General features: G+C 40.2%; 23 protein-coding genes. 7 read left to right on the top strand and 16 right to left on the bottom strand.

The annotated features are described in order from the left end of the window. Nucleotides 1-261: 261 nt before the first annotated feature. Nucleotides 262-1,809, bottom strand: a complete 1,548-nt coding sequence (locus tag OCU78_RS15560; protein ID WP_137372142.1) for an arylsulfatase — start codon at nt 1,807-1,809, stop codon at nt 262-264. A gap of 357 nt (nt 1,810-2,166) precedes the next feature. Between OCU78_RS15560 and OCU78_RS15555 the strand changes: the two genes are divergently transcribed. The 3 genes from OCU78_RS15555 (at nt 2,167) to OCU78_RS15545 (ending at nt 7,325) form a co-directional block, all read left to right on the top strand. Next, entirely contained in the window at nt 2,167-3,732 is a 1,566-nt protein-coding gene (locus OCU78_RS15555) for an arylsulfatase (RefSeq protein ID WP_137372141.1), read from the top strand. Between the two features lie 432 nt (nt 3,733-4,164). Beyond that, a complete protein-coding gene (locus OCU78_RS15550; protein WP_137372140.1) occupies nt 4,165-5,160 on the top strand; it encodes a phosphate/phosphite/phosphonate ABC transporter substrate-binding protein in 996 nt (331 codons plus the stop codon). 29 nt (nt 5,161-5,189) lie between these two features. Beyond that, nucleotides 5,190-7,325: a bifunctional diguanylate cyclase/phosphodiesterase gene (locus tag OCU78_RS15545; RefSeq protein WP_167493986.1), complete on the top strand. Its 2,136-nt coding sequence runs from the start codon at nt 5,190-5,192 to the stop codon at nt 7,323-7,325. Between the two features lie 128 nt (nt 7,326-7,453). Here the strand turns inward: OCU78_RS15545 and OCU78_RS15540 are convergent, their stop codons facing one another. The 3 genes from OCU78_RS15540 to OCU78_RS15530 form a co-directional block, all read right to left on the bottom strand. Continuing rightward, a complete protein-coding gene (locus OCU78_RS15540; protein WP_137372138.1) occupies nt 7,454-7,747 on the bottom strand; it encodes a hypothetical protein in 294 nt (97 codons plus the stop codon). Between the two features lie 219 nt (nt 7,748-7,966). Beyond that, entirely contained in the window at nt 7,967-9,007 is a 1,041-nt protein-coding gene (locus tag OCU78_RS15535; protein ID WP_137372137.1) for a porin, read from the bottom strand. Between the two features lie 128 nt (nt 9,008-9,135). Then, nucleotides 9,136-10,071 (bottom strand): DUF3187 family protein, encoded by a 936-nt coding sequence (locus tag OCU78_RS15530; protein WP_137372136.1) that lies wholly within the window; start codon nt 10,069-10,071, stop codon nt 9,136-9,138. 297 nt (nt 10,072-10,368) lie between these two features. Here OCU78_RS15530 and OCU78_RS15525 point away from each other — a divergent pair, with 297 nt between their 5' ends. Continuing rightward, entirely contained in the window at nt 10,369-11,184 is an 816-nt protein-coding gene (locus OCU78_RS15525; RefSeq protein WP_137372135.1) for a response regulator transcription factor, read from the top strand. 32 nt (nt 11,185-11,216) lie between these two features. On the opposite strand, the gene OCU78_RS15520 is transcribed toward OCU78_RS15525, so the two are convergent. Next, the gene (locus OCU78_RS15520) at nt 11,217-11,984 is read right to left on the bottom strand and encodes a RecX family transcriptional regulator (RefSeq protein WP_137372279.1); all 768 of its coding nucleotides are present in this window, start codon (nt 11,982-11,984) and stop codon (nt 11,217-11,219) included. A gap of 301 nt (nt 11,985-12,285) precedes the next feature. Here OCU78_RS15520 and OCU78_RS15515 point away from each other — a divergent pair, with 301 nt between their 5' ends. After that, entirely contained in the window at nt 12,286-12,534 is a 249-nt protein-coding gene (locus tag OCU78_RS15515; RefSeq protein WP_137372134.1) for a hypothetical protein, read from the top strand. A 152-nt stretch (nt 12,535-12,686) separates the two neighbouring features. Then, nucleotides 12,687-13,616 (top strand): LysR family transcriptional regulator, encoded by a 930-nt coding sequence (locus tag OCU78_RS15510; RefSeq protein ID WP_137372133.1) that lies wholly within the window; start codon nt 12,687-12,689, stop codon nt 13,614-13,616. A gap of 125 nt (nt 13,617-13,741) precedes the next feature. On the opposite strand, the gene OCU78_RS15505 is transcribed toward OCU78_RS15510, so the two are convergent. The 4 genes from OCU78_RS15505 to OCU78_RS15490 all read right to left on the bottom strand — a co-directional run bounded on the left by OCU78_RS15505 (nt 13,742) and on the right by OCU78_RS15490 (nt 17,301). Further along, nucleotides 13,742-15,160 (bottom strand): PepSY-associated TM helix domain-containing protein, encoded by a 1,419-nt coding sequence (locus OCU78_RS15505; protein ID WP_137372132.1) that lies wholly within the window; start codon nt 15,158-15,160, stop codon nt 13,742-13,744. Nucleotides 15,161-15,377: 217 nt separating this feature from the next. Next, nucleotides 15,378-15,719 (bottom strand): hypothetical protein, encoded by a 342-nt coding sequence (locus OCU78_RS15500; RefSeq protein WP_137372131.1) that lies wholly within the window; start codon nt 15,717-15,719, stop codon nt 15,378-15,380. A gap of 322 nt (nt 15,720-16,041) precedes the next feature. Further along, nucleotides 16,042-16,437 carry a cytochrome b562 gene (locus tag OCU78_RS15495; protein ID WP_137372130.1) on the bottom strand — a complete coding sequence of 132 codons (396 nt, stop codon included), beginning with the start codon at nt 16,435-16,437 and terminating at the stop codon, nt 16,042-16,044. Between the two features lie 114 nt (nt 16,438-16,551). Beyond that, a complete protein-coding gene (locus OCU78_RS15490) occupies nt 16,552-17,301 on the bottom strand; it encodes a phosphatase (RefSeq protein WP_137372278.1) in 750 nt (249 codons plus the stop codon). Between the two features lie 194 nt (nt 17,302-17,495). Between OCU78_RS15490 and OCU78_RS15485 the strand changes: the two genes are divergently transcribed. Further along, nucleotides 17,496-20,375, top strand: coding sequence for an HD domain-containing phosphohydrolase (locus tag OCU78_RS15485; RefSeq protein ID WP_137372129.1), 2,880 nt, complete (start codon nt 17,496-17,498; stop codon nt 20,373-20,375). A gap of 274 nt (nt 20,376-20,649) precedes the next feature. Here OCU78_RS15485 and OCU78_RS15480 read toward each other — a convergent pair whose 3' ends face one another. From OCU78_RS15480 to OCU78_RS15450, 7 genes are all read right to left on the bottom strand, one after another. Next, complete coding sequence (locus OCU78_RS15480; protein ID WP_137372128.1) at nt 20,650-21,036, bottom strand: VOC family protein; 387 nt, start codon at nt 21,034-21,036, stop codon at nt 20,650-20,652. A 62-nt stretch (nt 21,037-21,098) separates the two neighbouring features. Further along, entirely contained in the window at nt 21,099-21,851 is a 753-nt protein-coding gene (locus OCU78_RS15475) for an SDR family oxidoreductase (RefSeq protein WP_137372127.1), read from the bottom strand. Between the two features lie 198 nt (nt 21,852-22,049). Further along, nucleotides 22,050-22,481 carry a hypothetical protein gene (locus OCU78_RS15470; RefSeq protein WP_137372126.1) on the bottom strand — a complete coding sequence of 144 codons (432 nt, stop codon included), beginning with the start codon at nt 22,479-22,481 and terminating at the stop codon, nt 22,050-22,052. Nucleotides 22,482-22,530: 49 nt separating this feature from the next. Next, nucleotides 22,531-23,046, bottom strand: coding sequence for a GNAT family N-acetyltransferase (locus OCU78_RS15465; RefSeq protein WP_137372125.1), 516 nt, complete (start codon nt 23,044-23,046; stop codon nt 22,531-22,533). Nucleotides 23,047-23,131: 85 nt separating this feature from the next. Then, nucleotides 23,132-23,623, bottom strand: a complete 492-nt coding sequence (locus OCU78_RS15460; protein WP_240701690.1) for a GNAT family N-acetyltransferase — start codon at nt 23,621-23,623, stop codon at nt 23,132-23,134. A 3-nt stretch (nt 23,624-23,626) separates the two neighbouring features. Beyond that, entirely contained in the window at nt 23,627-24,022 is a 396-nt protein-coding gene (locus tag OCU78_RS15455) for a GFA family protein (RefSeq protein ID WP_180033672.1), read from the bottom strand. 335 nt (nt 24,023-24,357) lie between these two features. Beyond that, entirely contained in the window at nt 24,358-24,876 is a 519-nt protein-coding gene (locus OCU78_RS15450; protein WP_137372123.1) for an NUDIX hydrolase, read from the bottom strand. Nucleotides 24,877-24,889 lie beyond the last annotated feature (13 nt).

Genomic DNA, 24,889 nt, shown 5'->3' with positions numbered 1-24,889 from the left:
GCATGGCAGACTTTTATAAAACACTTACCTTTTTGATAACTAACTTATTTAAATAACAATAAGTTACTACTAAAGCGTAGGCTAATTTGATGACAATTGAGGGTGGTAATTCATTTATCTATAAGATCTGTGTTCTAGTTTGAACTTTAAGATTCATTTTCTTTCAACTCGTCATTTTTCAGAGATAAGAAACTAGAAGAAAAGTTCGGCTTTAAATACGTTTAAGGAGATAAAAAGGGCTCCGAAGAGCCCTTATAGTTGCTACTTACTATGCGGCTCTTGGAGTTTTTCCATTACCTGATCTAACCCAAAGCTGGCGGCTTTTTGGCGAGGTGGGAACTCTTCAAAGGTGGCAAGGTATTTCGCGACATACGCTTGAGCAGGTACAAACATATAGGCGTGGTCAATTAACCAATCGTAATAAGTATTAGAGGTCACATCTGCTACTTCATACGGGTCCATTCTTAAATTGAACAGTTTAGGTACTCTTAAAGTCACAAATGGTTCAGCCCAAATTTGTAATGTCCCTTTCGCTCTCTGCTCCATGAATACCGCTTTCCACTTGTTATAACGAAGTGCGGCTAAATCCCCATCATCGGTAAAGTAGAAAATCTCATCCCGGCGACCTTCTGTTTCTTCCCCTTTCAAATAAGGTAAGAAGTTATAACCATCAAGGTGAACTTTGAAATCTTTACCAGCAGCACTGTGCCCTTTCAAAAGCTTCTCTTTAACTTTATCGTCGCCCGCTGCGGCAACAAAGGTAGGCAACCAATCCATATGGTGCATGATTTCATTAGAAACTTGCCCCGGTTTGATATTACCAGGCCAACGAACCATCGCAGGAACACGGTACGCGCCTTCCCAGTTTGTATTTTTCTCACTTCGGAATGGCGTTGTACCAGCATCTGGCCACGAGTTCATATGAGGACCGTTATCGGTAGAATAGAAAACAATGGTGTTATCTTTAATGCCGAGATCATCAACTGACTTAAGAATTGCCCCTACGTGATTATCATGTTCAACCATACCGTCAGCGTATTCACTAATACCAGTAGAGCCTTGTAGCTCTGGTTTTACATGAGTGCGGAAATGCATTCGGGTGGCATTCCACCAAACAAAAAATGGTTTCTCTGCTTTTACAGCACGCTCCATGAAATCGATAGCCGCTGTCACAGTTTCATCATCCACCGTTTCCATTCGCTTACGAGTGAGTGGACCCGTATCTTCAATTTTTCCATCAGCAAAAGACTTAATCACACCACGTGGACCAAACTTCTTACGAAACTCTGGATCTTGCGGGTAGTCAATATTCTCAGGTTCTTCTTCAGCATTCAGGTGGTAAAGGTTGCCAAAAAATTCGTCAAACCCGTGTGCTGTTGGAAGAAATTCGTCTTTATCCCCTAGGTGGTTTTTACCAAACTGCCCTGTCATATATCCCATTGGCTTGAGCAGCTCTGCAATCGTGGCATCTTCAGCTTGTAAACCAATATCAGCGCCTGGCAGACCTACTTTACTCAGCCCAGTTCTTAGAACACTCTGCCCTGTAATAAAAGTAGAACGCCCCGCAGTACAAGATTGTTCACCATAATAATCCGTAAACATCATCCCCTCTTTAGCAATACTGTCTATATTCGGAGTTTGATACCCCATCAAGCCAAAGGTGTACGCACTAATGTTCGATTGCCCAATATCATCGCCCCAGATCACCAATATATTGGGTTTCTCTGCTGCAATACTGCTACCCGATGCCCCAATTAAAATGGCTGCGAGTAGAGTTAAGCGATAGTTGGTACCTTTCATTGACATCATATAAGCCCCTGTTTATCTAAGTAAGTAGCATCCTGCAATTAACCTATAGAACAAAAATCAGACAATTACTATTCAACCAAACACATAATATTTTTAATTCCATAGATTGAGATACATGCCATCAGATTAAAAATTTGTGACACAAGTAACCCTACGAATGAAAGTGTAAACAAGATCAGACGGCTTTGATCTTGTGTCTAAGCGAGGGCTAACGACTATTTCAGTGTGATGAATAGAACTTTATAACGTTTGGTTATAGTGGCTATAAGACGACAGGTAGCAGGCTTCTTATTACATTACTTGCCAAGGAACGCATGTGCGTTTATTTCAACAGCATTTAATGACAATGGAGTCCTTATGGCTAATCACTTAAACAAGATAGCAGTTGGCGTTGGCTTACTTGCCTCTTCAACCGCTGCCATTGCCGCAGAGAAACCGAACATTCTTGCCATTTTTGGTGATGATGTAGGTTACTGGAACATCAGTGCTTATAACCAAGGCATGATGGGATACGAGACACCAAATATTGATCGAATCGCGAATGAAGGTGCACTTTTCACCGATCATTACGGTCAGCAATCTTGCACTGCAGGTCGTTCAGCATTCATTACAGGTCAAGAACCTTTCCGAACCGGTCTACTGACCATCGGCATGCCGGGCTCTGATCACGGTATTCCTGACTGGGCTCCAACCATTGCTGACTTGTTGAAAGACGAAGGCTACATGACGGCACAATTTGGTAAGAACCATCTAGGTGACCAAGATCAGCACTTACCAACTAACCACGGTTTTGATGAATTCTTCGGTAACCTTTACCACTTGAATGCAGAAGAAGAACCAGAAACGTATTACTACCCTAAAGACCCTGAATTTCGAAAAAACTACGGTCCTCGTGGTGTAATCAAATCTTACTCAGACGGTAAAGTTGAAGATACGGGTCCTATGACGCGTAAGCGTATGGAACATGCAGACGAAGAGTTCCTTGAAACCTCTCTAGCCTTCATGGAAAAAGCGGTTAAAGCAGATAAACCTTTCTTTATTTGGCACAACACAACTCGTATGCACGTTTGGACTCGTCTACAAGAGAAATACCAAGGTAAATCTGGCGTGAGTATCTATGCAGATGGCATGTTGGAGCATGATGACCAAGTTGGTATTTTGCTAGACAAGCTAGATGACTTAGGGGTTGCAGACAACACTATCGTTATCTATTCAACAGATAACGGTGCAGAAACCGCAACTTGGCCGGATGGCGGTGCTACACCATTCCACGGTGAAAAAGGCACAACTTGGGAAGGTGGTATGCGTGTACCACAACTAGTACGCTGGCCTGGTGTGATTGAACCTGGTTCTAAAATGAACGAAATGATGGCTCACCAAGACTGGCTACCAACACTATTGGCAGCTGCTGGTGTTCCTGATGTGAAAGAACAATTGACTAAAGGCTATAAAGCTAACGGTAAAGAGTTCAAAGTTCATATTGATGGTTACAACTTCATGCCTTACCTAGCAGGTAAAGAAGATAAAGGTCCACGTGAGTCGCTACTTTACTTTACAGCAAACGGTGAGCTCAATGCAGTACGCTGGAATGATTGGAAGCTTAACTTTGCTGTAATGGAAGGCAACATTGTTAACGCCGTACGTTTTACGCCGAACTGGCCTCAAATCATTCACTTACGTGCTGACCCATTTGAAAAAGCACCGCACGAATCTACAATGTACATGCGTTGGATGGCAGATAACATGTGGCTATTCGTCCCTATTCAAGACGTTCTAGGCGATTTCTTCAAAACATTGCCACAGTACCCAATGCAAACAGGTACTATGTTGAACCCAGCTTCAATCAGCTCTCAATCTCTTGGTTTGAAAGCGAAGCTTCAGCAACTAGAACAGTTACAACAGCAAGTTGATGGTATGAAATAACGAGTCATACTCTAATGTTCAATCGTTAATATTATCATTATGAATATTGAACTTTAGGACTCCCAGCCAAATAATCCACCCTGTTATTCGTTAATAGGGTGGCTTTTTTCACTTCTATCCTCATCTTTTTTCTAAATTTATTATGTCTAGCCCACTTTGACTATGCTTACATTTCTCTTCTTAATTACATTTCTCAAACCAATCATAATTAACTACAATTATAAAGGTTAGTAGTCGATATAGTTATGGTGTCCAATTCTAAACTCAGCGTGTAGCCTTCTTTAATGAAATACTGATTTACATTGTAAAGTCACCTATTCCTACGCCAATAGATGTCATAAATTAGTAGCAAACGTGTCATTTATAGAATGATGAACAGTAAATGGTCGTGATAAAGTATATTTTCGCTACTCTATTTGTAAGGATGAAGATATGACTCTGATTTTAAGTGCAGTTATTCGTATTACGGGGCTTGTGTGTGTCACCTTAGCGCCTTTATTGCTGATGACTTCATCCTCATACGCTAACGAAGAGCACGCGATAGAACCTCAACGCTCAAGTATTGTTTTAGGCGTTATTAGCTCGAAGCCGAAAAAAGCTTTTAAGCGTTCACAACAGCTTGCCGACTATCTAGCCGATCATTTGCAAGACTATGGAATCACTTCAGGTGAAGTGAAAGTGGCAAAAAACCTAGATCAAATGAAAGAGCTATTCAGAACAGGACAAGTTGATTTAATTTCTGAAACAAGCTTTTCAGCTTATGAGCTAAAAGAAGCAAAATTGGCGGATATGATTGCTCGCCAATGGAAAGGAGGAAGTAAAGAGTACTATTCCATCTTCTTCACTCGGAAAGATCGCGGCATCAATAGCTTTGACGATTTATTAGGTCAAATCATTGTGTTTGAGGATCACCGTTCAACGAGCTCTTTTTTAATTCCTGCAATCACACTGCTTGAAAGTGGCTACGAATTACATAAAGTTTCCTCGCCACGTGATAACGTACCGCCTGGCTCTATCGGCTTTTTCTTTTCTGATGAAGTTTCACGCTATGGTGATGAAACAAATATGATGTCATGGGTTCACAATAAAATTGTGGCGGCGTCTGTATTCAGCAACTTAGATTGGGTAGAAGAAGTTCCAAATAATATTAAATCTCAGTTAGTGATTTTCCACAAAAGTCAGCCACAACCACGTGCCATTATGCTTACTCGTTCAAAACTAAATGAAGATTTGAAAAAAGCCATTATGCTCACGCTGTTTAATGCGCATAGCAATACAACTGGAAAACAAGCGCTTATGGCATTTAAAAGTACAAGTAAGTTTGATGTATTAACACCACAAGATCGAAATAGCATTGATCAACTTGGTTCTAAACTCGAGCTTATTACTCCTTTAGTCAGTCATACATCAAGTAGTAAACAAAAATGAAATTAAAGGGCAGGATTATTTTAGGTAGTATGACATTTATAATCCTCACGATTACATGTCTTACTCTGTCACAGCTATATATTAAACATAAATACACAAATAATATTCTGAACTCCACATCTGAAATAATTTCAGAGAAATATGTACTTTATGCGCAAGAGCAAGCCACCATTATTATTGATTCACTGGCTTATTCTCTTGTTGAACCTATGTATTTCTTCGATCTTGATGGTGTGCAATACCTTATTGAACCTATTTCGAACAGTAAAGGTATTGAAGAAGTCATTGTTTTTGATACTAAGGGGAATATCTTCCATTCCGGTGGGCTAAATAGCGACTATGGGAAGCCAATCAACCGCCCAGATTTGCAAACATCGATATTAACGGAGCAAAAGGAATACCTCTATATCGATGAAAAATCATTAACACTCGCCTACCCATTAAGCCTAGACAATAAATTATTGGGTGGCGTGGCTTTAGTTTTGTCTTTGGAGGCTGTTAGGCGAGATATCACTGAACACAAAAACCTTGTTCTAGACATTAAGCAAAATAGTCACGATCTGAACTCTAGAATCCTCACAGCCGCTTTTATCATTATTTTCTGTGTTAGCTTAGTTTTATTATCATTCTTAATTAATAAGTTTGTAGACCCAATTAAAAAACTGGTAACTCAATCGCGACACATCAGTTTAGGTGAATATCAAAATCATAACACCATCAAGCGTAGCGACGAGCTAGGTGAGCTAGCCATGGCGTTTAATGAAATGGATGAAAAGCTAAAACAACGAAGTGATAGTATAGAATTCTTGGCTTATAACGACCCTTTGACACAACTGCCTAACCGTCTTAATTTCATCACTTACATTGAAAGCTTAATCGAAAGCAGCAGAAAAGATAACGTTCAATCGGCTATCTTTTTTATAGACCTTGATGGCTTCAAAAACGTAAATGATAACTTAGGGCACCAAGCTGGTGATGACCTTTTAAGACATGTAGCCAAGCGAATTTTATCCGTGATTGAGCGTTTGAATGCCCTAAATAACCTAGAACCCATCGATAAGCAAGTTGCTCGTATTGGTGGTGATGAATTTTTGCTTTGTATCCCGAATGTAAACGGTGTTGAGGACACTTCAACCATTGCCAACGCTTTATTACATGAGCTATCGACACCAATACTGATTAATGAGCTACATGAGTCCGTTTTTATTGGTGCAAGTATCGGTATTGCTTTTCTTTCTGAGGATGAATTATCAGCAGAAGAACTGGTGAAACAAGCAGATATTGCTATGTATGCGGCGAAAGCCAGCGGTAAAAACACATTCCGTCATTTCACTAAGAAGATGGAACAAAAAGTACTTCGCAGAGTTATTATCGAACAAGACTTACAGCTCGCAATGTCTGATTTTTCTCAGTTTCAGGTGTGGTTTCAACCCAAAATCGACCTGAATAAAGGAGAAGTCATTGGTGCAGAAGCCTTACTTCGATGGATTCACCCTGAAAAAGGCTTTATTGGCCCTGATGAATTCATCCCAATTGCTGAAACAAACGGACTGATTGTTCGGTTAGGTGAATGGGTAATTGAAGAAGTCATCCGTAACCTTTCGCTTTGGAATAAAGAACATTGCTTAGATAACTTCCACGTTGCATTTAATGTATCTGCGCGGCAACTACGTGATCAACAAGTCTCTAATTTCATTGATGAACAACTTAACAAATATCAGATACCTTCGAAGCTAATACAGATTGAGGTAACTGAAACCACATTAATGGAAAATAAGGTAAGCGCAAAGAAAACCCTAGATTCACTCAGGCAGTTAGGTGTAGAAGTATGGCTGGATGACTTCGGCACTGGATTTTCGTCCCTTATGTACTTGCAACAGCTTGCTGTTGACGGGTTAAAAATCGATAGAAGCTTTATTTCAGGATCAGAAGTGAATACTAATACGCACACTCTATGCTCTGCCATTATTTTAATGGCACATCAATTAGGTATTAGAGTGGTGGCAGAAGGAATTGAGACTCAAGAACAAGCTAACTTCTTACTAGAACAAGATTGCGATTATGGACAAGGATATTTCTTTGCTAGACCTATGGCTGTCGATCTTTTCGAAAAAGATTACTTACAAGAAAAGAGCGAAACGCTCACCACATCCAACATGAAATAGTCTCAAAAAATGAACATGTGGGTTGGCTAACTATCTAGACCGAAAGATACTAATCAACCCATTCATTTCAATATCGAGCTGCCTAAACAGACGAATTCAATAGCCAATAGCCAATAGCCAATAGCCAACTATACTAGCTCCCCTTCAAAACAAATATCAAGAGAGTTAATTCCTCTTAGTGACTTTCGGTGAACACCACTTAGGCTTCCACTTAGTACTAAGTAGTAATTCCCTTTCTTCATCATGTTCCAAGCTTGGTCGAGAGAATCCGCATAATGCTTAACTTTTGGAGCCTGAGGCTCAGCTCTATTGTCTCTTCCCTTCTTTATAACTAACTCAAATAACCCATCTTTATTTGGTAAGCATTCGAAAATAACTGGGTTGTTGTAAATAATACCTTCAGCAGTAATCGATTTAATCATGTGACAACTCTTTTAATAAAAAGGCCACTTCGAAAGACAAAGTGGCCATAAGTTCACTCACTGTGGATGCAGGGTGTAACAAGAGGAAAAGCTTCGAGAACGGGCTGGTAAATCAAACTTACCAAACCTAATTCACGACTCTTCCATTTAAACAAGATGAGCCGTGCTAGTGCCATTTTCCTCTTAATTGTTTAACCTCGTAAACGGGTTAAATTAAACTTAGAAGTAGTAATAAGCGGCTGCGAATACATGAGTTTCTTCATCGTAATCAAAGCCAGCGTCTAGCTCTTGCTTAATATCAATACCCATGTCTGCATTGTTTGCAATACGGTACATTGCGGCAATGTTGATGTATGAGAAGTCTTCATCTGACTTGCCTTGAGCTTCTTTAGAGTTTGCAGCGTAACCAGCAGCTAGTGTTAGATCTTCACTAAGTGAGTAACCCGCAGAAACGTAGTAACCTGTATTTTTTGCATCTTCAACGTAGTCGTCGTGGCCTTTAACTACAGTGTTACCTTCTTCAATCCATGTATTCACACCGATTTTAATGTCACCCACTTTTACGTTACCTGTCACTGTGTACACGTCGTAATCAGCGTCATCACGGGTTTCGTAACCTGCGTAGATGTTCACAATACCTTGCTCAAAACCAACATAGCCATTCACGCCTTTATCGGCATCAGTGTGGTCGTCATCCGTTTCAAAGTATGAAATTCCATAAGCAATTGAAGAAACAGAACCTTGAAATTTAACAACGTTAAATGCATCAGACGCATCGCTTGCAGAAGCACCGTACTCGTAAGTGTTATCACCCGCACCATCAACTTTGTCTAAAGCTGTATCATTTTCGAAACCGAAAGAAGCAATACCAACACCTGTGTCAAAACCTAACCATGCTTTATCAACATCTGTTGCAGGACCAGAATCAATACCGTTAGCCCAACCAGCAGTATTCGCGTCAGTTACGTTGTTATCAGTTGTGTAGTTCAGCATGAAATCTGTTTCGAAGTAACCTACGAAACGATTGTTACGGTAGTTAACCGCAAGAGTAAGACCTGTAGCCCAATCATCGTAAAATGCTTTTGAACCAGTATCGTAGTAGCCACCTACACCAAAAGAACCAGATACAGAGAATTGGTCTTTATGCATAGAATCGAATGCAAACATATCTTCATTTTTGCTGTTTTGGCTGCTTGTACTTACTGCAAATGCTGATGAAGAGATACTTGCGATTGCAATAGCTACGAGGGTCTTTTTCATTTTCACTACCTTGTTTTAAACATGTATTTGGGAGGTTTATACATCCTCCTTTTGGATGGCAGTGATTGTTATTCATTTACAAAGATGTCAGTACCGTAATTTTACTGCTTATTGGCATTTAAATAGCTTTAAATTGACATTCGAAGACCTAATGTAAAACCAATATCAGTACTGTTATCCATATTTCTCATATTTTCTGTCATCGACGCTTCGAACATGATTCGTTGTAAAAAGCGGTATCGATACCCAAGAACAAGCTCATTGGAAGGTTCTGAAAAGTCAGGGTCATTACTTGCCCAACCATGGTAATTCAGTGACTCAATCACCACACTGTGTGCTTTGTTAAAACGGTATTCGTAGCCTACCGCCCAACTTAGACTTCTATTTTCTAAAGTTACCTCTTCATCAGAGTTTCGATGCACGGCTCCAAGCGTGACGAAAACGCTGTTTTGAGCATTGATATAGCTATAATTGAGCTGAGCACCCTGTTCAAAACTTTTCCTTTCAAACATCCCGTCTCTTACATTATTCCAAAACAATGACGCTCCAGCAGAAAGGGAAGAAGGGCCTCTCGATAAAATTAGTACCTCACTATAATAAGTGATAGCACTGGTTAGAGTCTCTCCTTCAAAGTCATCTATCTGCACCCCTGCGCCTGGAATAGAGATACTAAATTGATCTTCAGGAACGGTATCTCGACCATTTTGGCCAATTCCGAATAGATCGTGAAACCCCATGACAAAACTATCTAGTCCATTATCTTTAGCAGTTACTCTTCGGTAATCTATCTCCGCCTTCCAAATAGGCGAAATTTGCCATTCAACAGCAACGCTGCTCTGGTTCTGATAATAATCAAGAGAGTACTCACTGGTGTGCGCCCAAATACTGGCGATTGTATATGATGACTTAAATTCAACAGAACCAACTTGGTTCGGCTCTGCTTTTCTTAATTGAGTCGAAAGGACATTCGAATGAATTGGGGATTGCGCGTAAGTATAAACAGGTGCGGCATGAATACTTGGTATCAAAATAGACAGCAGAATTAGGGTTATAAATGGCTTCATATATGCTCAGCTAAATATAAAACTTAAAAGACCAGCTGAATATTTTATTAAAAATAAGTGAAAGTTCATGCAGTATATTTACTGCATTAATTGCTTAGTCAATGCATACAATCAGCATATAACCCATTCGACAGACTTATATATGAAGCGGTAATGAAATTCATAAACGTTATTATTTATATGCCACTTATCGTCACAAACATAGTAGGATATGTGAAACTCAAGGTAAGGTGTGTGAAGTTGAAAATAGACCAAGAACCATTAGTTATACTAAATGCAGGCAGTGAAGAGGAATAAATGAGCGGTAAAAAACTAAGTTTTGAACAACTTCTTATGAATCAGTCCAGTTTACTTATTAACTGTGACCCAAGACTCTTTAACCCCACGTGGTCTAAAACCAGCTTTGAAGTATTAAATTGGTTTAATATTGATAGGTTAACCTTATTTCCAAATTCAATGGTTCTCCTTGAAGAAGGAAAAACCGCTTCTGCTGCTCGTGAAAACATCCCGCCAATCAATAAGAAGAACTTCCTTGGAAAAAACCATACTGACTATTTAAAGTTACTGAAAACATCCAAGCCACATCTCACGTTTAGTACCTTAGAACTGGAAAAAAGCCAAAACGTCGTTTTAAAGCAACTGTATAAAGAAGGGGGACGTTGGCATTGCATTATTCCTTTACAGCTTTTTGGGCAGCGCTGGGGCGCACTTTCGTTTACCAATTTCTTCGATAACTCTGAAGGGTTAAATGATGAAGATTTACAACGCTTAAAACTTGTTTGCGAAATGTGGCTTTGCTATTGGCAGCACTCCACTCTATTTCGATCCCTTAAACAGAGTGAAACCTCGCTCGTCAATGATGCTGATAAGTTATTACTGCTGACCAAAAAGCAGAGCACAGTTTTAGCCTTAATTGCACAAGGGCTTACCGCCCAGCAATGCGCAGACAAACTCCACCTAAGCTCACGTACTATTGAATCCCACAAGTACAGAATGCTTGACTTACTTGAGTTGGAAAACCACAGCGACCTAGTTCAATTTGCACTTAGAAATGGCTTGGGGATGGCTGAAGACACCAATTCACAACCTTCAGCTAAAGCTAAAGGTCGCTAGTTTGTATTCCACGAGCCTGACAAGTTCCGTCTTTAATTCTCTTCTTGGGCTTCTGCAATAGCAAATTTCACTTCTTCCGACGAGAAGCCCTTACGAGTAAGCATTGCATAAGCTTTTGAACGTTCTTTATGGGTGGTCAAGTCATAATTTTTTTTCTGTAGCTGCTCTAAGCATGATGAATAAAAATCAATCATGTCTTCATTTATCGCCTTCTCTACCACAGTTTCTAAATCCGCAATATCAATTTTACGCATCCTAAGTTCTTGCCTGATTACCGTAAGACCTTTCCCTTTTCGCGCGTATTTTAAGACTTCTTTTTCTAAATCGGCCTTTTCTACTTTTATTTCTAAGTTCGATTTCAACTCTGAAACATTTTCGTGCTGCGCTAAAGCTTCTTTTATCTGCTGATAAGTAAAGCCGCGTTTTTGTAATGCTGCTACAACCTTCTCTTTACTCATGGTAAAGGTTTGATAGTAATTATTGACTCTCTCTATTAACATGGCTTGTTCATCAATATTTTTTGCCTGCTTAACCTTTTCAATCGCATCATGAATGATTGAATCTTGTAAGCCTTTCTTCTTGAGCTTTTCTACAATGTACTTTGACCCAAACTCCCCAGCGTAGGCTTGTTCTGTAAACTGTTCGGCAAAATCTTGATCAGATTTAAGGTAGCCGTAACCTCGCAAGTTACTGAGCGTTTCAGTTATCCACTCTTCATTATCTGTTTTCACACGTAACTTAACCAACAGCTCACTTTCTGTCATATCACGTTGGGTTAAATGCCACATGGCAGAATTCATAACACTTTCAAGTCGAGTGGCTTTTTTTACTCGGTTTTGGTCTTGGTTCATTGCTGTTTTCATCCTAATCAGCATGCATTCACGTTCATCTTACAAGCTAGATACGGAGTAACCAAACCTACAGTACAAATAACTCAGCTAACAGACATGAATAAATACTCGAACACAGTTCCCATAAAGCGCCATGATCTGTAAAGTACGCCCCATAGAAAACACAATACAAACTGTTCTGATTTCAATGCGGCTGGTACATCCCAAACGCAAACCTATTTCAGAGCATGACAACAAAAAGAGTATCCATATGAACGACGAACTAGATGTAATTGATAACCTAGAAGAACTAGAAAAATTCCTTATTGCCGTTGAAGCTGGCGGTTTAGGGTTAGAAGGTGTCGAAGGCGTAGGTATGGCAACAAATAACTCAGACGGTCGTCACTTCGTGGCAGTATTTAATAGCAGCCATAAAGTTTTACTTGCTCGTTGGATTTCAAAAGAAGTCTTCGAAAACGGTAAAGACCTAGTGCGCAACGGTCCTAGCCGTAAGCATTAAGTTGCAAGCTCTGGCATACTGATTAATGTATTTCGCCCTAGCTTAATGATGACTTTGCTATAATAACCAAAGTACCAAAAGTAAAGCACTGCCCAATAAATAGGATAGTGCTTTTTTATTGAATGGCTCTCAGGCACCGGCAATAGGTTTATATGATCAACCCGAAACTTCTCTCATTACTTCCTGACTTAGCTGCATTTATCTTAGTAGTTAATGAAGGCAGTTTTACGGCTGCCGCAAAACAACTCGGGGTAACACCTTCTGCATTAAGTAAGCTGATCACACGATTAGAACATGCTTTGTCTGTAAAGTTATTCGAGAGGACGACTCGTAAGCTCATCATTACCCAAGCAGGGCAACGTGTGTATGAGCAAAGCGTAGTAATGGTGAATGCTGCGCAACAAGCCATTGAGTCTTCGAATTCAGACCACAGTGAACCTTCGGGGTCACTCACAGTTGCTGCACCAGAAGCTTTTTTGAACTCAGTTCTTCAACCATTTGTTGTGCCCTTCCTCAATCAATACCCAGAAATTCAACTCAAGCTAAGAGCAGCAGACGGCGACATTGACATTTTCAAGCAAGGAATTGATGTAGCCTTTCGATTAACGGATAAGCCAGATGAAAGCTTAGTACTTAAAGAATTAGGTAAAACTAATTTAGTCTTATGTGCTAGTCCCGAATATTTAGAGAGCAATACAATACCTTCGCACCCTACCGATTTAATCCAGCACGACTGTATATACCTTGCAGAGACCGACCGAGACCATATTTGGGATTTCTTAAAAGATGATGAATTTCATACTGTGGCGGTTAAAGGGCGTTACGCTGTTAACCACTCTCAAATGCGTCTAAACGGTGTTAAAAGTGGATTAGGAATTGGTATTTTCCACGACTTCGTGATTCAAGATGCACTTGAAGAAGGCAGTGTCGTACAAGTTTTGTCAGACTGGAATATAAAAAGTAATTACCACGGAGCTATTGCACTGCAGTTCGCTCAGACCAAGTACATGCCTGCTAGGCTGCGAGTATTCATTGATTATGCAATGGAGCATTTGAGCGATAAACTCGCTACAGATGAATAAAATTATCGCTGACGATTACTAGCCAGTAACCTGACTAGTAATCGCCTATTCGTTGTATTCCTATGTACTATTTCTTTTCTATTTAGTTTTTACTATTCATTATGAATTCCTGTTTTAGGATTCAACTAATTCATCACCAAATTCAGCTTCTCGATGCGTTTAATCAGCAGCCAATCAACCAGTAATACCAATGCTATCGTCAGCCCCCCCAGTGGAAATAACAGTGAGATGATAATTAAACTTACTAAGCCCGCTTTCCAAATGCCATCTTGTTCAAACTTTGCAGGCGCACCAATCGTTCCCTTCCCTACAGGGCGACGCACCCACCACATGAATGCTCCCGTGACAGAAACCAAAATAAAAGCCAAGCAAAATAAAACATTCAGCACCTTATTGAAGATACTCACATCCCCCTGGTGCAGCGCGATACCAGCTGCCATGGTTTTAGCCATAAGGTTATAATCATCCCATGTAACGTCCGCTAGAATTGCACCAGAATACTGATCAATATGCATGGTTCTATCTTGAGTCGGGTCAGTAATATCACCACTCATGGTATTCGCTGTTAAGGTATAAACTCCTGTTTCAGAGCGTGGGAAGTTCAGCTTGTAATTCGTAAAACCAAGCGCATTACTCTGCTCCACCAGCCAGTCGAAATTCACCGTATTTGATGACATGACATGGCTACTATGTTCATCACCCATCGCAGAATGGTCATGAGATTCAGGTAAAGGGGTTTGTTCTAAATTCCATGGCACTTCTTCCTCAGAACCATGGTTCAAACTGGTATGTGTTTGGCTGGATAACGGCACATCATCCCACTTTTGAGCAGGGAAAGTGCTCCAAGCTTGAACAAACTTTCCGCCCCAAATGCCCGCCCATGCTAAGCCAGATAAAATAAACAATAGAAGCACTAAAGAGAGCGTACCTCCGATATTCGCGTGCAAATCACGCATCAATACACGAGGTCCAGACCCTACACGTATTTTCAGAAAACCAGCTTTAGAAGCATTATCTCTAGGCAGCCAAAGGTAAATACCACTTACCAATAATAAAATTGATAAACTCGCGGCAATTTCGATCAGGTAATCACCCCAATCGCCAATCAACAGAGTGCCGTGAATATCATTAGCAAGTTGATACCAACTATCGCTTCTGTCTATTTCACCCATCACTTCGGCAGTATAGGGGTTCACGGTGATAAAAAGTGAACGACCATCTTCAAACCTAACTGAAAATCGATTTGCGAGGGTCGGTTCTTTCGCAGGTATAAACTGGGTCACCGCTGTGTCTGGGTAACTCTCCTGCACAGCATTTAACTGTTCTGAAACAAGCGTAATGTTATCTTCTGGCAAGACACTTAACACTTCATGGTAGCGAGCCATTTCAATCTCATCATCAAATAACATGACAAGACCCGTTAAACTAAGCATCAACATAAATGGGATAACAAACAAACCAGCATAAAAATGCCAGCGCCATGTTAGAAAATATAGGGATTTAGAACGGTTAACTTGCTTTGGTTGAGAATCATTTCTCGACATTGTTTTTTCCTTTTACACACACAAACCACCCTCGGTAAAAACAGAAGGCAATTGAGCGCGTTGACTTTACTTTTTTCCAAGTACACCGAAGGCTTAAGCCTTTCGAAAAGTTATAAATACACGTGTACTTGCTTGAATACTGATATTTGTATCAGAGTGCTCTTTTATACAAAGGAGCTATATGACTAAGCTATACAAATAAGCTAATAAAGAGTCTTTAGAAAGGAGGGGCTCTTGGGGCTTGCCTCACATAACGGGAGCTTAGAGCCAAAAAAGCATAGTTATGTTCGACAATAAAACTCAATCGAGTAGGAAGTAGTGTCGTTAAAAGTTCATCGGAATGAAAGGAAGAAAAGTGGCTAAACGGGCAAGGTTTCCCGCTGTGAGTTTCTGGCGTTCCTTCCTCTATTTGAACCAGTTTAAAACCATTAAGCGTACATAATGAAGCCCACACTCCAGCGCTGTTACCATGAGCATTGATAACAGGCATCAAAGTTACCAGCACCCAACTTAACGCTGTGGCTAATAACATTGAACGGTTAAATGGGGTATTACGCATTATCGCCATGAAATATAAACAGGCTTATTCAATAGATTCTATAAATGATTGGTACATTATGTCGAAATTACTCGGCTGGGAAAAGTAAAGACGAAGTAATAGATGAAAAGTTGAAGCTAACGCACAGTTAATAAAATGAACAAATCACTTCCAATAAAAACGCCCACGAACTAAAGGTCGTGGGCATCTGTTAAGGTCGTTTAACCTGTATGTCTTGAGCAGGATAATTACAAGCTAACAACGACTCAATAAAACTCTTTTATTCGAGCTAATATGACATGCTAATAGCTCCATTAACTACTAGCATTAGCCAAAATTAGCCTTAGCCAAAAATTTTGCTCCAAATACTTGGGTTACGCTTCTCGTGGTACTCTTCACGTAACGCATCAATAGAACGAAGTTCTTGCTTCGCTTCATCAAATTTGCCGTTATCTAGCTTCTGTTCAATGCTATCTAATGAAGCAGTAATCTTCTTAAAGCCTTCCATGTAGTTGGCTTCTTTTTCTATTGGGTAAACACCCGTTTTCAAATCCGCAACTAGGCTGTCTAAGCGCACAATTGGTTTTTTCATTTCTTCAATACTTTGCGCTTCGGCAGCTTGTTTAAAAGCAAGCTTCATTTCTTGCATATTCTTTTTCAAATCAACACTTGCAAATGCAGAAGCTGACAAAATAGATACAGCTAAAAAACCAGATATAAGGACTGAGCGAGTTTTCATTACTTCTCCAATAAAACAGGGTTGCCTAAGGCATTATTATTTTGGCTGCTAGTGTATACAAAATTTCGTTCAGCACAAAAATTGAATGTTGCGAAATGTTCACTGAGAAGGCATTTAATCGTTCAAAATATCAAATTCAGGGATAGCTTTACGGCCACGAAGCTCAAGGAAATCTATAAATTGCTGCGTTGAGTGTGTGATCACTTTTGAACTGTTTATTCCAACTTTATTTAGCAGGTCAGAAACCAGCTCTAAGCCACCTATCGCATCACAGAAATGCGCATCACTGCCAGTGGTGATAAAAGCATTATGCTCACGAGCAATTCGAGCTATCTCATAACAACGGTCAACACTACCCACTCGGCTATTACCCTTTAAGGTCGTATTATTAATTTCAATAGCAACATTATGTTCAGTAGCACATTGAATAACCGCGTCAAAATCAAAATCAAAATTAGGGTTACCAAGGTGACCTAGCGCATCCACTCGTCCACCTTTGATCGTATTGAGCAAGGCTTGAGTATGAGAAGCGCGATCGGCAGGTCGAAATACAGGCTCATGAAAGCTAGCAATCACCCAATCAAGGTTTTTATCGACACTCGGGTGGATATCTATTTCACCAGCGGTATTGAGGATATTAGATTCCACACCTCGAACGATAGCCACGTCATGAATAAAGCGAGGAAGAACACGCTGGTTACTGAAAAACCAATAATGGGGAGCGCCAGGCATAGACTCTGAGTGATCCGTAGTACAGAACATCTTAAGCCCTTTTTCACTTGCTGCTTTCGCATTTTCAATCAATGTACTGTAAGCATGCCCACTAGCGTAAGTATGTGTATGCGTATCTACTTGCAACTGCATCATCAATGACCTCGTTTCTTAATTAGTGACAGTTTAACAGCCCAAAGTGACAAATTGCAGCAAACAAAAGAAAGATCACCTATCAGTAACTAGCTCAATTCTTAAGATATTCAAGTAACTAAATTTCCAACAATTTTTTGCAACCTATAAAAGTTAGTCAATACTTATAAAAGTTTGCGAACATGGATCATGGAATGAAAAAACGTCGTTATCCTCTGAGTATACACATCACGAGCTTATTCCTTGTACTTACCACCATGGTAGGTGCTGTACTCATTTCTATTAGCTATCGACACTCTCAAGAGTTACTTTCAGGAACCGTACAAGAGCTCAGTAAAGAGCATAGCAACAAACTGGAATCAGTATTCAAGCAAACTGTCGCTCCAGTGTTAACCACTCTTGATTTCATGGCTGTTAGCTCTTTTATTCGTCATCAAGGTGAATCTCTTGAACAAAAACCATGGCTGGCTTCTATTCATCTCATCTTCAAACAAAATCCAAACCTGGTTGCCCTGTTTTACACCGCTAATGATGGTTCATTTACCATTTTTAGACCATTAACTTCCAATAAGCATAGAAAAGCTAATAAAGCCCCAGCAAAAGCAACAATGATGATCAACAGTGCTGACTTGACGGGTAGAAGTGAAATCGTATTTCTTGATGGTACACATAAACAAGTAGGGCATAAAATAACAAACGACAATACATTTGATCCAAGAACCCGCCCTTGGTTTATTAGTGCTCAACCAGATGGAAAGATACGATTATCAGAACCCTATATGTTCCATTTCCTAAAAACATCCGGTATTACTTTATCAAGGCGTTCAGCGGATGGCGGGCACGTTATTGGTGCCGATTTCACTCTTGATTCTCTATCCTCACAAATTGGTAATTTGGCGTATTCCAAACAAACCCGCCTCGCCCTATTTGACCAAAACTTCAACCTATTAGGTCAGCATCAACTAGACATTAATAATGAGTGGACTCAAGAAAAGCAAAGGGAGGCATTAGAAAAATCAGTTCTAGCGAGTTTGTTCAATGAACCCGATCTGACAAAAACAATTGTACAAAACATTGAGTACAACTTGAATGAATGGGCACTGACGATGACGCCAGTTCTCCTTACAGATAACGTCACATTGATGTTGGCAGAAGCAACGCCTCAGAACGATTTGTTGGCAGACTTAATTTCAATGAGAGACAAACAGGTTACTGTTGCCTTAGGTTTACTTGCCGTATGTTTTATATTGGTGTGGTTCGTCGCTCACCGCCTTTCTATGCCGCTGCAAACACTCATGCAACTGACAGATAACATCTCACGATTTGACTTCAAAAAAACCCACTACCCAAAGAGCATGATTAAAGAGGTTTCAAACCTCACTCAATCCATTGAATTGATGGAGCATACACTTCATGACCTGCTACAGCTGCTGCGTGACACGGCAAGTAACCAAGACTTCAATGTACTCGCAAAAACCATCGCTCATCAAAGTTACCTTGTTACCAAAGCTGAAACTATTGTGCTATTTGTTCAATCTGATGAAGCGGATGTATTTGAGATGGAGGCGAACCACGCCATCATTCCTTTCAAAGCAGACATCAATGAATTCATCAAAGACACGCCTTGGCTGCTCTCCAAACTTAAAGCGGGTGAAACCATTCATTTAAATAGAGATGATAACGCCTTAAAACGTCATCAAAACTCCATATTTAATTCTGATTTATACCTATTTCCGTTGATGAATAGAGAAGGAGCGCTTGTTGGGATTGTGGTGATTGGGTATGAACGCTCGATTAACCAAATGCAAACAGATAAGCATGCATTCTTAAGAGAGCTACTCAGCTTTGCTGAAATAGCCAAGGATAATATTGACCAACTTCAGCAACAAAAAGACATGCTTAATGCCTTCATCGAATTGATTGCCTCCGCTATTGATACTAAATCTCCTTACACTGGGGGGCACTGCCAGCGTGTTCCTGAGCTTACTAAGTGGATTGCTGAAATCACCGAGCAAGATAGTCGTTACTTCCCTCACTTCTCTTTAGATAAAAAACAATGGGAAGAGTTGACCTTAGCCTCTTGGTTACATGACTGCGGAAAAGTCACCACACCTGAATACGTAGTGGACAAAGCGACAAAACTCGAAACTATTTATGACCGTATTCACGAGATAAGAATGCGATTTGAGCTACTTAAACAACAAGCAGAAACCGACTATTGGAAAGCTATCGCGAATGGCGAAAATAAAGATCAGCAGAAAGAGATTCTAGATAACATCCATAACGAACTAGACGAAGAGTTTGCTTTTGTCGCCCAATGCAATTTGGGTGGGGAATTTATGGAGGATGAGAAAATAGAGCGCTTGGATGCGATTTCTAAACGCAGATGGAAAAGAACCTTAGATGATCAACTAGGAGTATCTTGGGTTGAAAAACAGCGCCATGAAAACAAAACCTACTTACCGAAAATGGAACCACTTCTAGCAGACAAACCGGTTCATAAAGTGCCTTGGGACAAGGGGTTTAGCCCAATAGATGTGTGGACGGAATCATTCGTTTTACAACCTACAGATGTTAAATACGACCGAGGTGAATTGCATAACCTGAAAGTAAGGCGTGGCACATTAAACAATGAAGAACGCTTCATGATAAATGACCATATCATTCAAACGCTCACCATGCTGAACAAACTCCCTTATCCTGAGCATTTGAAAAACATTCCAGATATTGCTGGCAGTCACCATGAGCGAGTCGATGGAAAAGGTTACCCAAGAGGTTTAAATGAAGAGCAGCTATCAATACCAGCAAGAGCTATGGCAATTGCCGATGTATTTGAAGCATTAACTTCAAGTGATCGTCCTTATAAAAAAGGAAAATCTCTTGATGAGTCACTTAATATAATGACTGACATGGCGACCTCTGGTCATATTGATCCGAAGCTGTACGTTCTATTTTTAGAGAATGGGATCGATCAGCGATACGCTGAACATTTCTTAGATGAAAGCCAGCATTGTGAAGTAGATAGGTTCGCCCATATACAGAAAGTCAAAGAGTACATTCGCTTACTGTTCTAAACATATGCACTTACTCTAGCTGAATGCACACATTCTAGGTACATACACTCGTTCTAATTAGGCTCGCTTATTCTCACTAGATGGATTTAATGACCATTACCAGACCAAGATTTGAGGTCATATAAACTCAAACGCCTCAATACAAACATCTGTAATTACTGTGTAGATATTACAGCTAATGCATACTTGCTTAGCGCAAGCATAAAAATAGCGCAGGCATAAAAAAGGTCTACAAAGCGTAGACCTTTTTATTTTGGTGTTCTGTTCACTACACTCAATCGGCTGACATAAAGTGCGTAGTGCATATTTTGTTACCATCAAAGTCACGTAAATAAGCCATATACAACTTTCGTTCTCCAGCATCACGTACACCAGGCGCACCTTCAATTGCGGTACCCCCACTTTCTACCCCAGTGCGGTGCCACTCGTTAACCACTTCAGGGCTCTTTGCTAGAAAGCCAATCGTCATGCCATTTCCATGAGTCGCTTGCTCCCCATCAATAGGCTTAGTTAAACCCAGTACGCCTGTTGGAGTGAAATACATGCAGCGTCCTTTTTCATCAATGACACCTTCGTTATAACCAAGAACTTTCATGATTGAGTCATAAAATACTTTGGCTTGAGCAACATTATCGGTTCCGAGCATTACATGGCTAAACATACGTTTCCCTACTTTAAATTAAGTTCAATACACATTAACTAGCAACTTACCCCATCTTAATATTACAAACCACCAGCTAAATCTAAGTAATTACCAGTAGAGAATGAGGACTTCTCCGAAGCTAACCAATAAATCGCCTCAGCGACTTCTTCAGGTTCACCACCTCTTTGCAATGGAATAATACTTTTTAGCCTTTCGACTCTTTCAGGTTCTCCTCCATCGGCATGCATATCGGTATGAATCAACCCTGGGCGTACACAGTTCACACGAATACCTTCAGCTGCAACCTCAAGTGATAAACCTTTAGTGAGCGTATCTACAGCCCCTTTAGAAGCAGCATAGTCAATGTACTCATTGGGCGAACCAGAGCGAGAAGCACCAGACGACACATTAACAATCACGCCACCTACCCCACCATGCCGGGTAGACATGCGCTTAACTGCTTCACGACAACAAAGGAAGTAGCTAGTCACATTATTGATGAGTATCGAATTGATTCTATCAGCGGTCATCTCATCTAAGCGTGATTGCTTTTTCAAGATTCCAGCATTGTTGACCAGTATAGAGACGGGACCAAATTCCTTATCGACAGTTGCAAACATTCTCACCACATCTGCCTCGGAAGAAACATCGGCCTGAACTGTCATACATTTTCCGCCACTAGCGGTAATCTGCTCAGCTAATGCATCGGCTGTTTCCGCATTAGACTTATAATTAATGCATACAGAGTAACCTTTACTCGCGAAAAGCTGCGCAGTGGCAGCACCAATACCACGACCGCCACCTGTAACTATAGCTACTTTAGATTTGTTCATTAACCAATCCCTTACACATGAACTTTTTAATTTGGTTTACTGCTTTTACTAACCTCCAAGTTAACATTCGCTTTCATTATTAGTGAACCGCTGAAAGAATAAATGCCAAGCATAAAGCATCTATAAAGTCATTGTCTAAATGAAAACTAAGCGAGGAAGTCATTAACCAGTAACCGTTATTGAAACTGAAAAATACAATTATTGCCGCTCTATAAACCAAGACCCACGACAAGGACCATTCGTTAAATACCATTCACCTTGAAAACGGTTCGTATGCCCTAATGCTGAAAATCGATAATCCCATTGCCTATGGTTGGCATATAGCACTAACTCATTATCTTCTGAAACCCAACCTTGTAATGACGTTCCATTGTAAGTCAGACGTAAACTTGCTTTACCATCAACGATACTACCTGTAATGGTTGTTCGCTCACACATGTTGTTACCGGTAGTATTAATACGTCTTCCTGCCCACTCGCCATCAAACTTTGTTGACACTACAAAGCTAGGCTCATCTGGCAATTTAGGAAATGATTCGGCATTACTGGAACCAAACCAGTTCAGCTTACTACCTAAAATCATGAACAAAATGAAACTGGTTGAGATACCAACCGAAGCTCCTTTTTTCATAGTGATTCCTTTCCAATATTACAGCTTAATTCAGCCCCAAAGCTTCTAATTAAGTATTAATCCAGTAATACTGAACAAGCCCACTTTGACCTGGTACTTCTTTTTCAATTTCTAAAATTCCGTTATTAGATTGAATCGCTTTTACCGAACCTATGTTGCTTTTATTTACCGTCAGCATCGCTTTATCAATGCCATGCTTACTCGCTTCAATTAGCGTCAATTTAAGTATGGTTTGTGCATACCCTTTCCTGCGCTCTGAAGGTTTTATTCCGTAGCCAATATGCCCACCTAGCACTCTCAACCCATCATTGAGCTGATGCCTTAAATTCGAACAACCGACCACGCAACCATCTTCATCCACCAACCAGAAGGTGCTATGAGGAACGAAGTTTTCAGGTACTGAATCACCATTAGAATACGATTCCAGCCTCTTAACCATGGCTGAGAAATCATCATATTGCTCCTTCAAAACAAAAGGAACAAACGCTTCCCCTTGCTCAGAGACTTCTCGCACCATGTTGATATAAGAGTCTTGATATTCAGTGCTTGGAATGACTAGCTTCATCTCTTTTCCTTTTTAAGTTTCTAAAGTGCCAAACATTTACATTTAGCGCGACGATGTCAATAATCGATACAGAGTTTGCCTAGGGTCAAATCAGGTTGAGCTTCGTTGCAATACCACCGAGCTTCGAAACGACATCTAACTTCATAGTGACGAAGTCCTTATCAGAGTCATTTGTTATTTTGTAACCTAGTTTTCTATAAAATTCTATCGCTTTTTTATTCCTCTTAAAGCTTGATAAGGTTATTGAATCACATTGATTCCTCTCTGCAATATCATAAACTTGAGCCATAATTTTTGAGCCTAACCCTTGCCGATGAAATTCAGGAAACACTATCAATAAGTGGATATGGTAAGACTTACTTTGAGGCTTAAAACATAGTAAACCGACTCGCTTGTTCTGGTACTTCACCCAGTAATACCAAGATAACGGGTAATCATTTTTGAGGCGTTGATATTGGAAGTCGTCATGCCAGCCGAAAGTGTCATTTATGTAAGGAAATAAGGTAGCTTTTGTCAGCATAAAAACATCACCAAATTCCGTTTCATGCAGTGGAACTAGATTAAGGTCATTAGCCAAACTTCACCTCCTATCTGCTGGATGATTGACTCCGTCCATCACATCAATATCACCAATTTCGTAGGGGTTTACTCCCTCCAGACAGCCAATATTAAAACCGTATTCAGACGGGTTAGAGCGTCTTTGATGATGAGTATAAATTCCACAATTTGAACAAAAGTAATGTTTCGCGGTATTGGTATTGAATTGATATAACTTTAAAAAATCGTGACCATTTACGATTTGAATACCATCCAATTTAACCGACCCCACAATGGCGCCTTTTCTTCGACATATTGAACAGTCACAACGCCTTGGTTTCTCAATTCCATTAGGTAAAGACAATTCAAGAACGACAGAGCCACAATGACAACTGGCCCTGTGCTTCGGTTGAATAATCGTACTTCCCACTAGTTTGATCATGGCTCCCTCCCACTGCATTGCGCGTTTTTAACGTTCAATAACGCTACTGACTTAATATTTGCATTGCAAGTGTAAGCAACTTAATGCACTTGGAACTGAGGCATTGATAAAATAAATGCAAATTCTTACCAAAAAACAGTAACTAACTAGAGAGGTTGGCAACTAGCTAAAGACATAACAGTAGCGACTTCGTTTTTCTAAGCTTGGAATAAAGCGGATGGAAATAGGCAGGAGGAACACAGAAGAGCATGTGTGTTCATAAATAAAAAGCCTGAATATGAAGGCTGCATTCAGGCTAGATGATTGTTTTTATTATTAATAACTAAATACGATTACAGCATTTCTTTAGCAATCAGATGCAATAGAAACGTTTCGCGTTCAATGCTCATGCCCTTTTTAGGGCTTTCAGCCATGGTCTTCTCGTTGTGAGCAATCGCCTCATGAATGTTAATCCAAACCGGCTTCATACCATTTTTTACTTCATAATCTTCGTAAGCGGTTTCTCCTAACTCACGATCGATTTTGCACGAATAACAGTAAGATACCATGTGCATTATATCGGCATCGTCTTTATACCAAGGACGAAATTCTTCAAAGATACCAAACGGCTTGATAGCGTGGATATTTTTAGCGCCTGTTTCTTCCTCAAGCTCTCGAACCATTCCGGCAATCACATCCTCACCTTCATCCAAACCGCCGCCAGGGATGGTGTAATCGTGGTAACGCTGTGTATATAGCATCAGAATATTTTCACCATCAACAACAATGGCACGGGCAGCATTGCGTTGATAAACCGTTTGATTGTCTAAGTGATCAATATCTGGGTGAATGGTTGTTTTTAAATGTCTCATGAGGTTCTGTATT

The organism is Vibrio gallaecicus (assembly GCF_024347495.1).
Classification (GTDB): domain Bacteria; phylum Pseudomonadota; class Gammaproteobacteria; order Enterobacterales; family Vibrionaceae; genus Vibrio; species Vibrio gallaecicus.
Note: the sequence above shows the minus strand (reverse complement) of the source record. Positions and strands in the feature narration are given on the sequence as shown.

Excerpts from the sequence above, each read along its gene's own strand:
- OCU78_RS15525 (WP_137372135.1), top strand. The coding sequence starts at position 10,369 with ATGAGCGGTAAAAAACTAAGTTTTGAACAACTTCTTATGAATCAGTCC.
- OCU78_RS15550 (WP_137372140.1), top strand. The coding sequence starts at position 4,165 with ATGACTCTGATTTTAAGTGCAGTTATTCGTATTACGGGGCTTGTGTGT.
- OCU78_RS15540 (WP_137372138.1), bottom strand. The coding sequence starts at position 7,747 with ATGATTAAATCGATTACTGCTGAAGGTATTATTTACAACAACCCAGTT.
- OCU78_RS15490 (WP_137372278.1), bottom strand. The coding sequence starts at position 17,301 with ATGCAGTTGCAAGTAGATACGCATACACATACTTACGCTAGTGGGCAT.
- OCU78_RS15510 (WP_137372133.1), top strand. The coding sequence starts at position 12,687 with ATGATCAACCCGAAACTTCTCTCATTACTTCCTGACTTAGCTGCATTT.
- OCU78_RS15480 (WP_137372128.1), bottom strand. The coding sequence starts at position 21,036 with ATGTTTAGCCATGTAATGCTCGGAACCGATAATGTTGCTCAAGCCAAA.
- OCU78_RS15495 (WP_137372130.1), bottom strand. The coding sequence starts at position 16,437 with ATGAAAACTCGCTCAGTCCTTATATCTGGTTTTTTAGCTGTATCTATT.
- OCU78_RS15485 (WP_137372129.1), top strand. The coding sequence starts at position 17,496 with ATGAAAAAACGTCGTTATCCTCTGAGTATACACATCACGAGCTTATTC.
- OCU78_RS15475 (WP_137372127.1), bottom strand. The coding sequence starts at position 21,851 with ATGAACAAATCTAAAGTAGCTATAGTTACAGGTGGCGGTCGTGGTATT.
- OCU78_RS15530 (WP_137372136.1), bottom strand. The coding sequence starts at position 10,071 with ATGAAGCCATTTATAACCCTAATTCTGCTGTCTATTTTGATACCAAGT.
- OCU78_RS15505 (WP_137372132.1), bottom strand. The coding sequence starts at position 15,160 with ATGTCGAGAAATGATTCTCAACCAAAGCAAGTTAACCGTTCTAAATCC.
- OCU78_RS15450 (WP_137372123.1), bottom strand. The coding sequence starts at position 24,876 with ATGAGACATTTAAAAACAACCATTCACCCAGATATTGATCACTTAGAC.
- OCU78_RS15465 (WP_137372125.1), bottom strand. The coding sequence starts at position 23,046 with ATGAAGCTAGTCATTCCAAGCACTGAATATCAAGACTCTTATATCAAC.
- OCU78_RS15555 (WP_137372141.1), top strand. The coding sequence starts at position 2,167 with ATGGCTAATCACTTAAACAAGATAGCAGTTGGCGTTGGCTTACTTGCC.
- OCU78_RS15545 (WP_167493986.1), top strand. The coding sequence starts at position 5,190 with ATGACATTTATAATCCTCACGATTACATGTCTTACTCTGTCACAGCTA.
- OCU78_RS15520 (WP_137372279.1), bottom strand. The coding sequence starts at position 11,984 with ATGAATTCTGCCATGTGGCATTTAACCCAACGTGATATGACAGAAAGT.
- OCU78_RS15515 (WP_137372134.1), top strand. The coding sequence starts at position 12,286 with ATGAACGACGAACTAGATGTAATTGATAACCTAGAAGAACTAGAAAAA.
- OCU78_RS15560 (WP_137372142.1), bottom strand. The coding sequence starts at position 1,809 with ATGATGTCAATGAAAGGTACCAACTATCGCTTAACTCTACTCGCAGCC.
- OCU78_RS15470 (WP_137372126.1), bottom strand. The coding sequence starts at position 22,481 with ATGAAAAAAGGAGCTTCGGTTGGTATCTCAACCAGTTTCATTTTGTTC.
- OCU78_RS15500 (WP_137372131.1), bottom strand. The coding sequence starts at position 15,719 with ATGCGTAATACCCCATTTAACCGTTCAATGTTATTAGCCACAGCGTTA.
- OCU78_RS15535 (WP_137372137.1), bottom strand. The coding sequence starts at position 9,007 with ATGAAAAAGACCCTCGTAGCTATTGCAATCGCAAGTATCTCTTCATCA.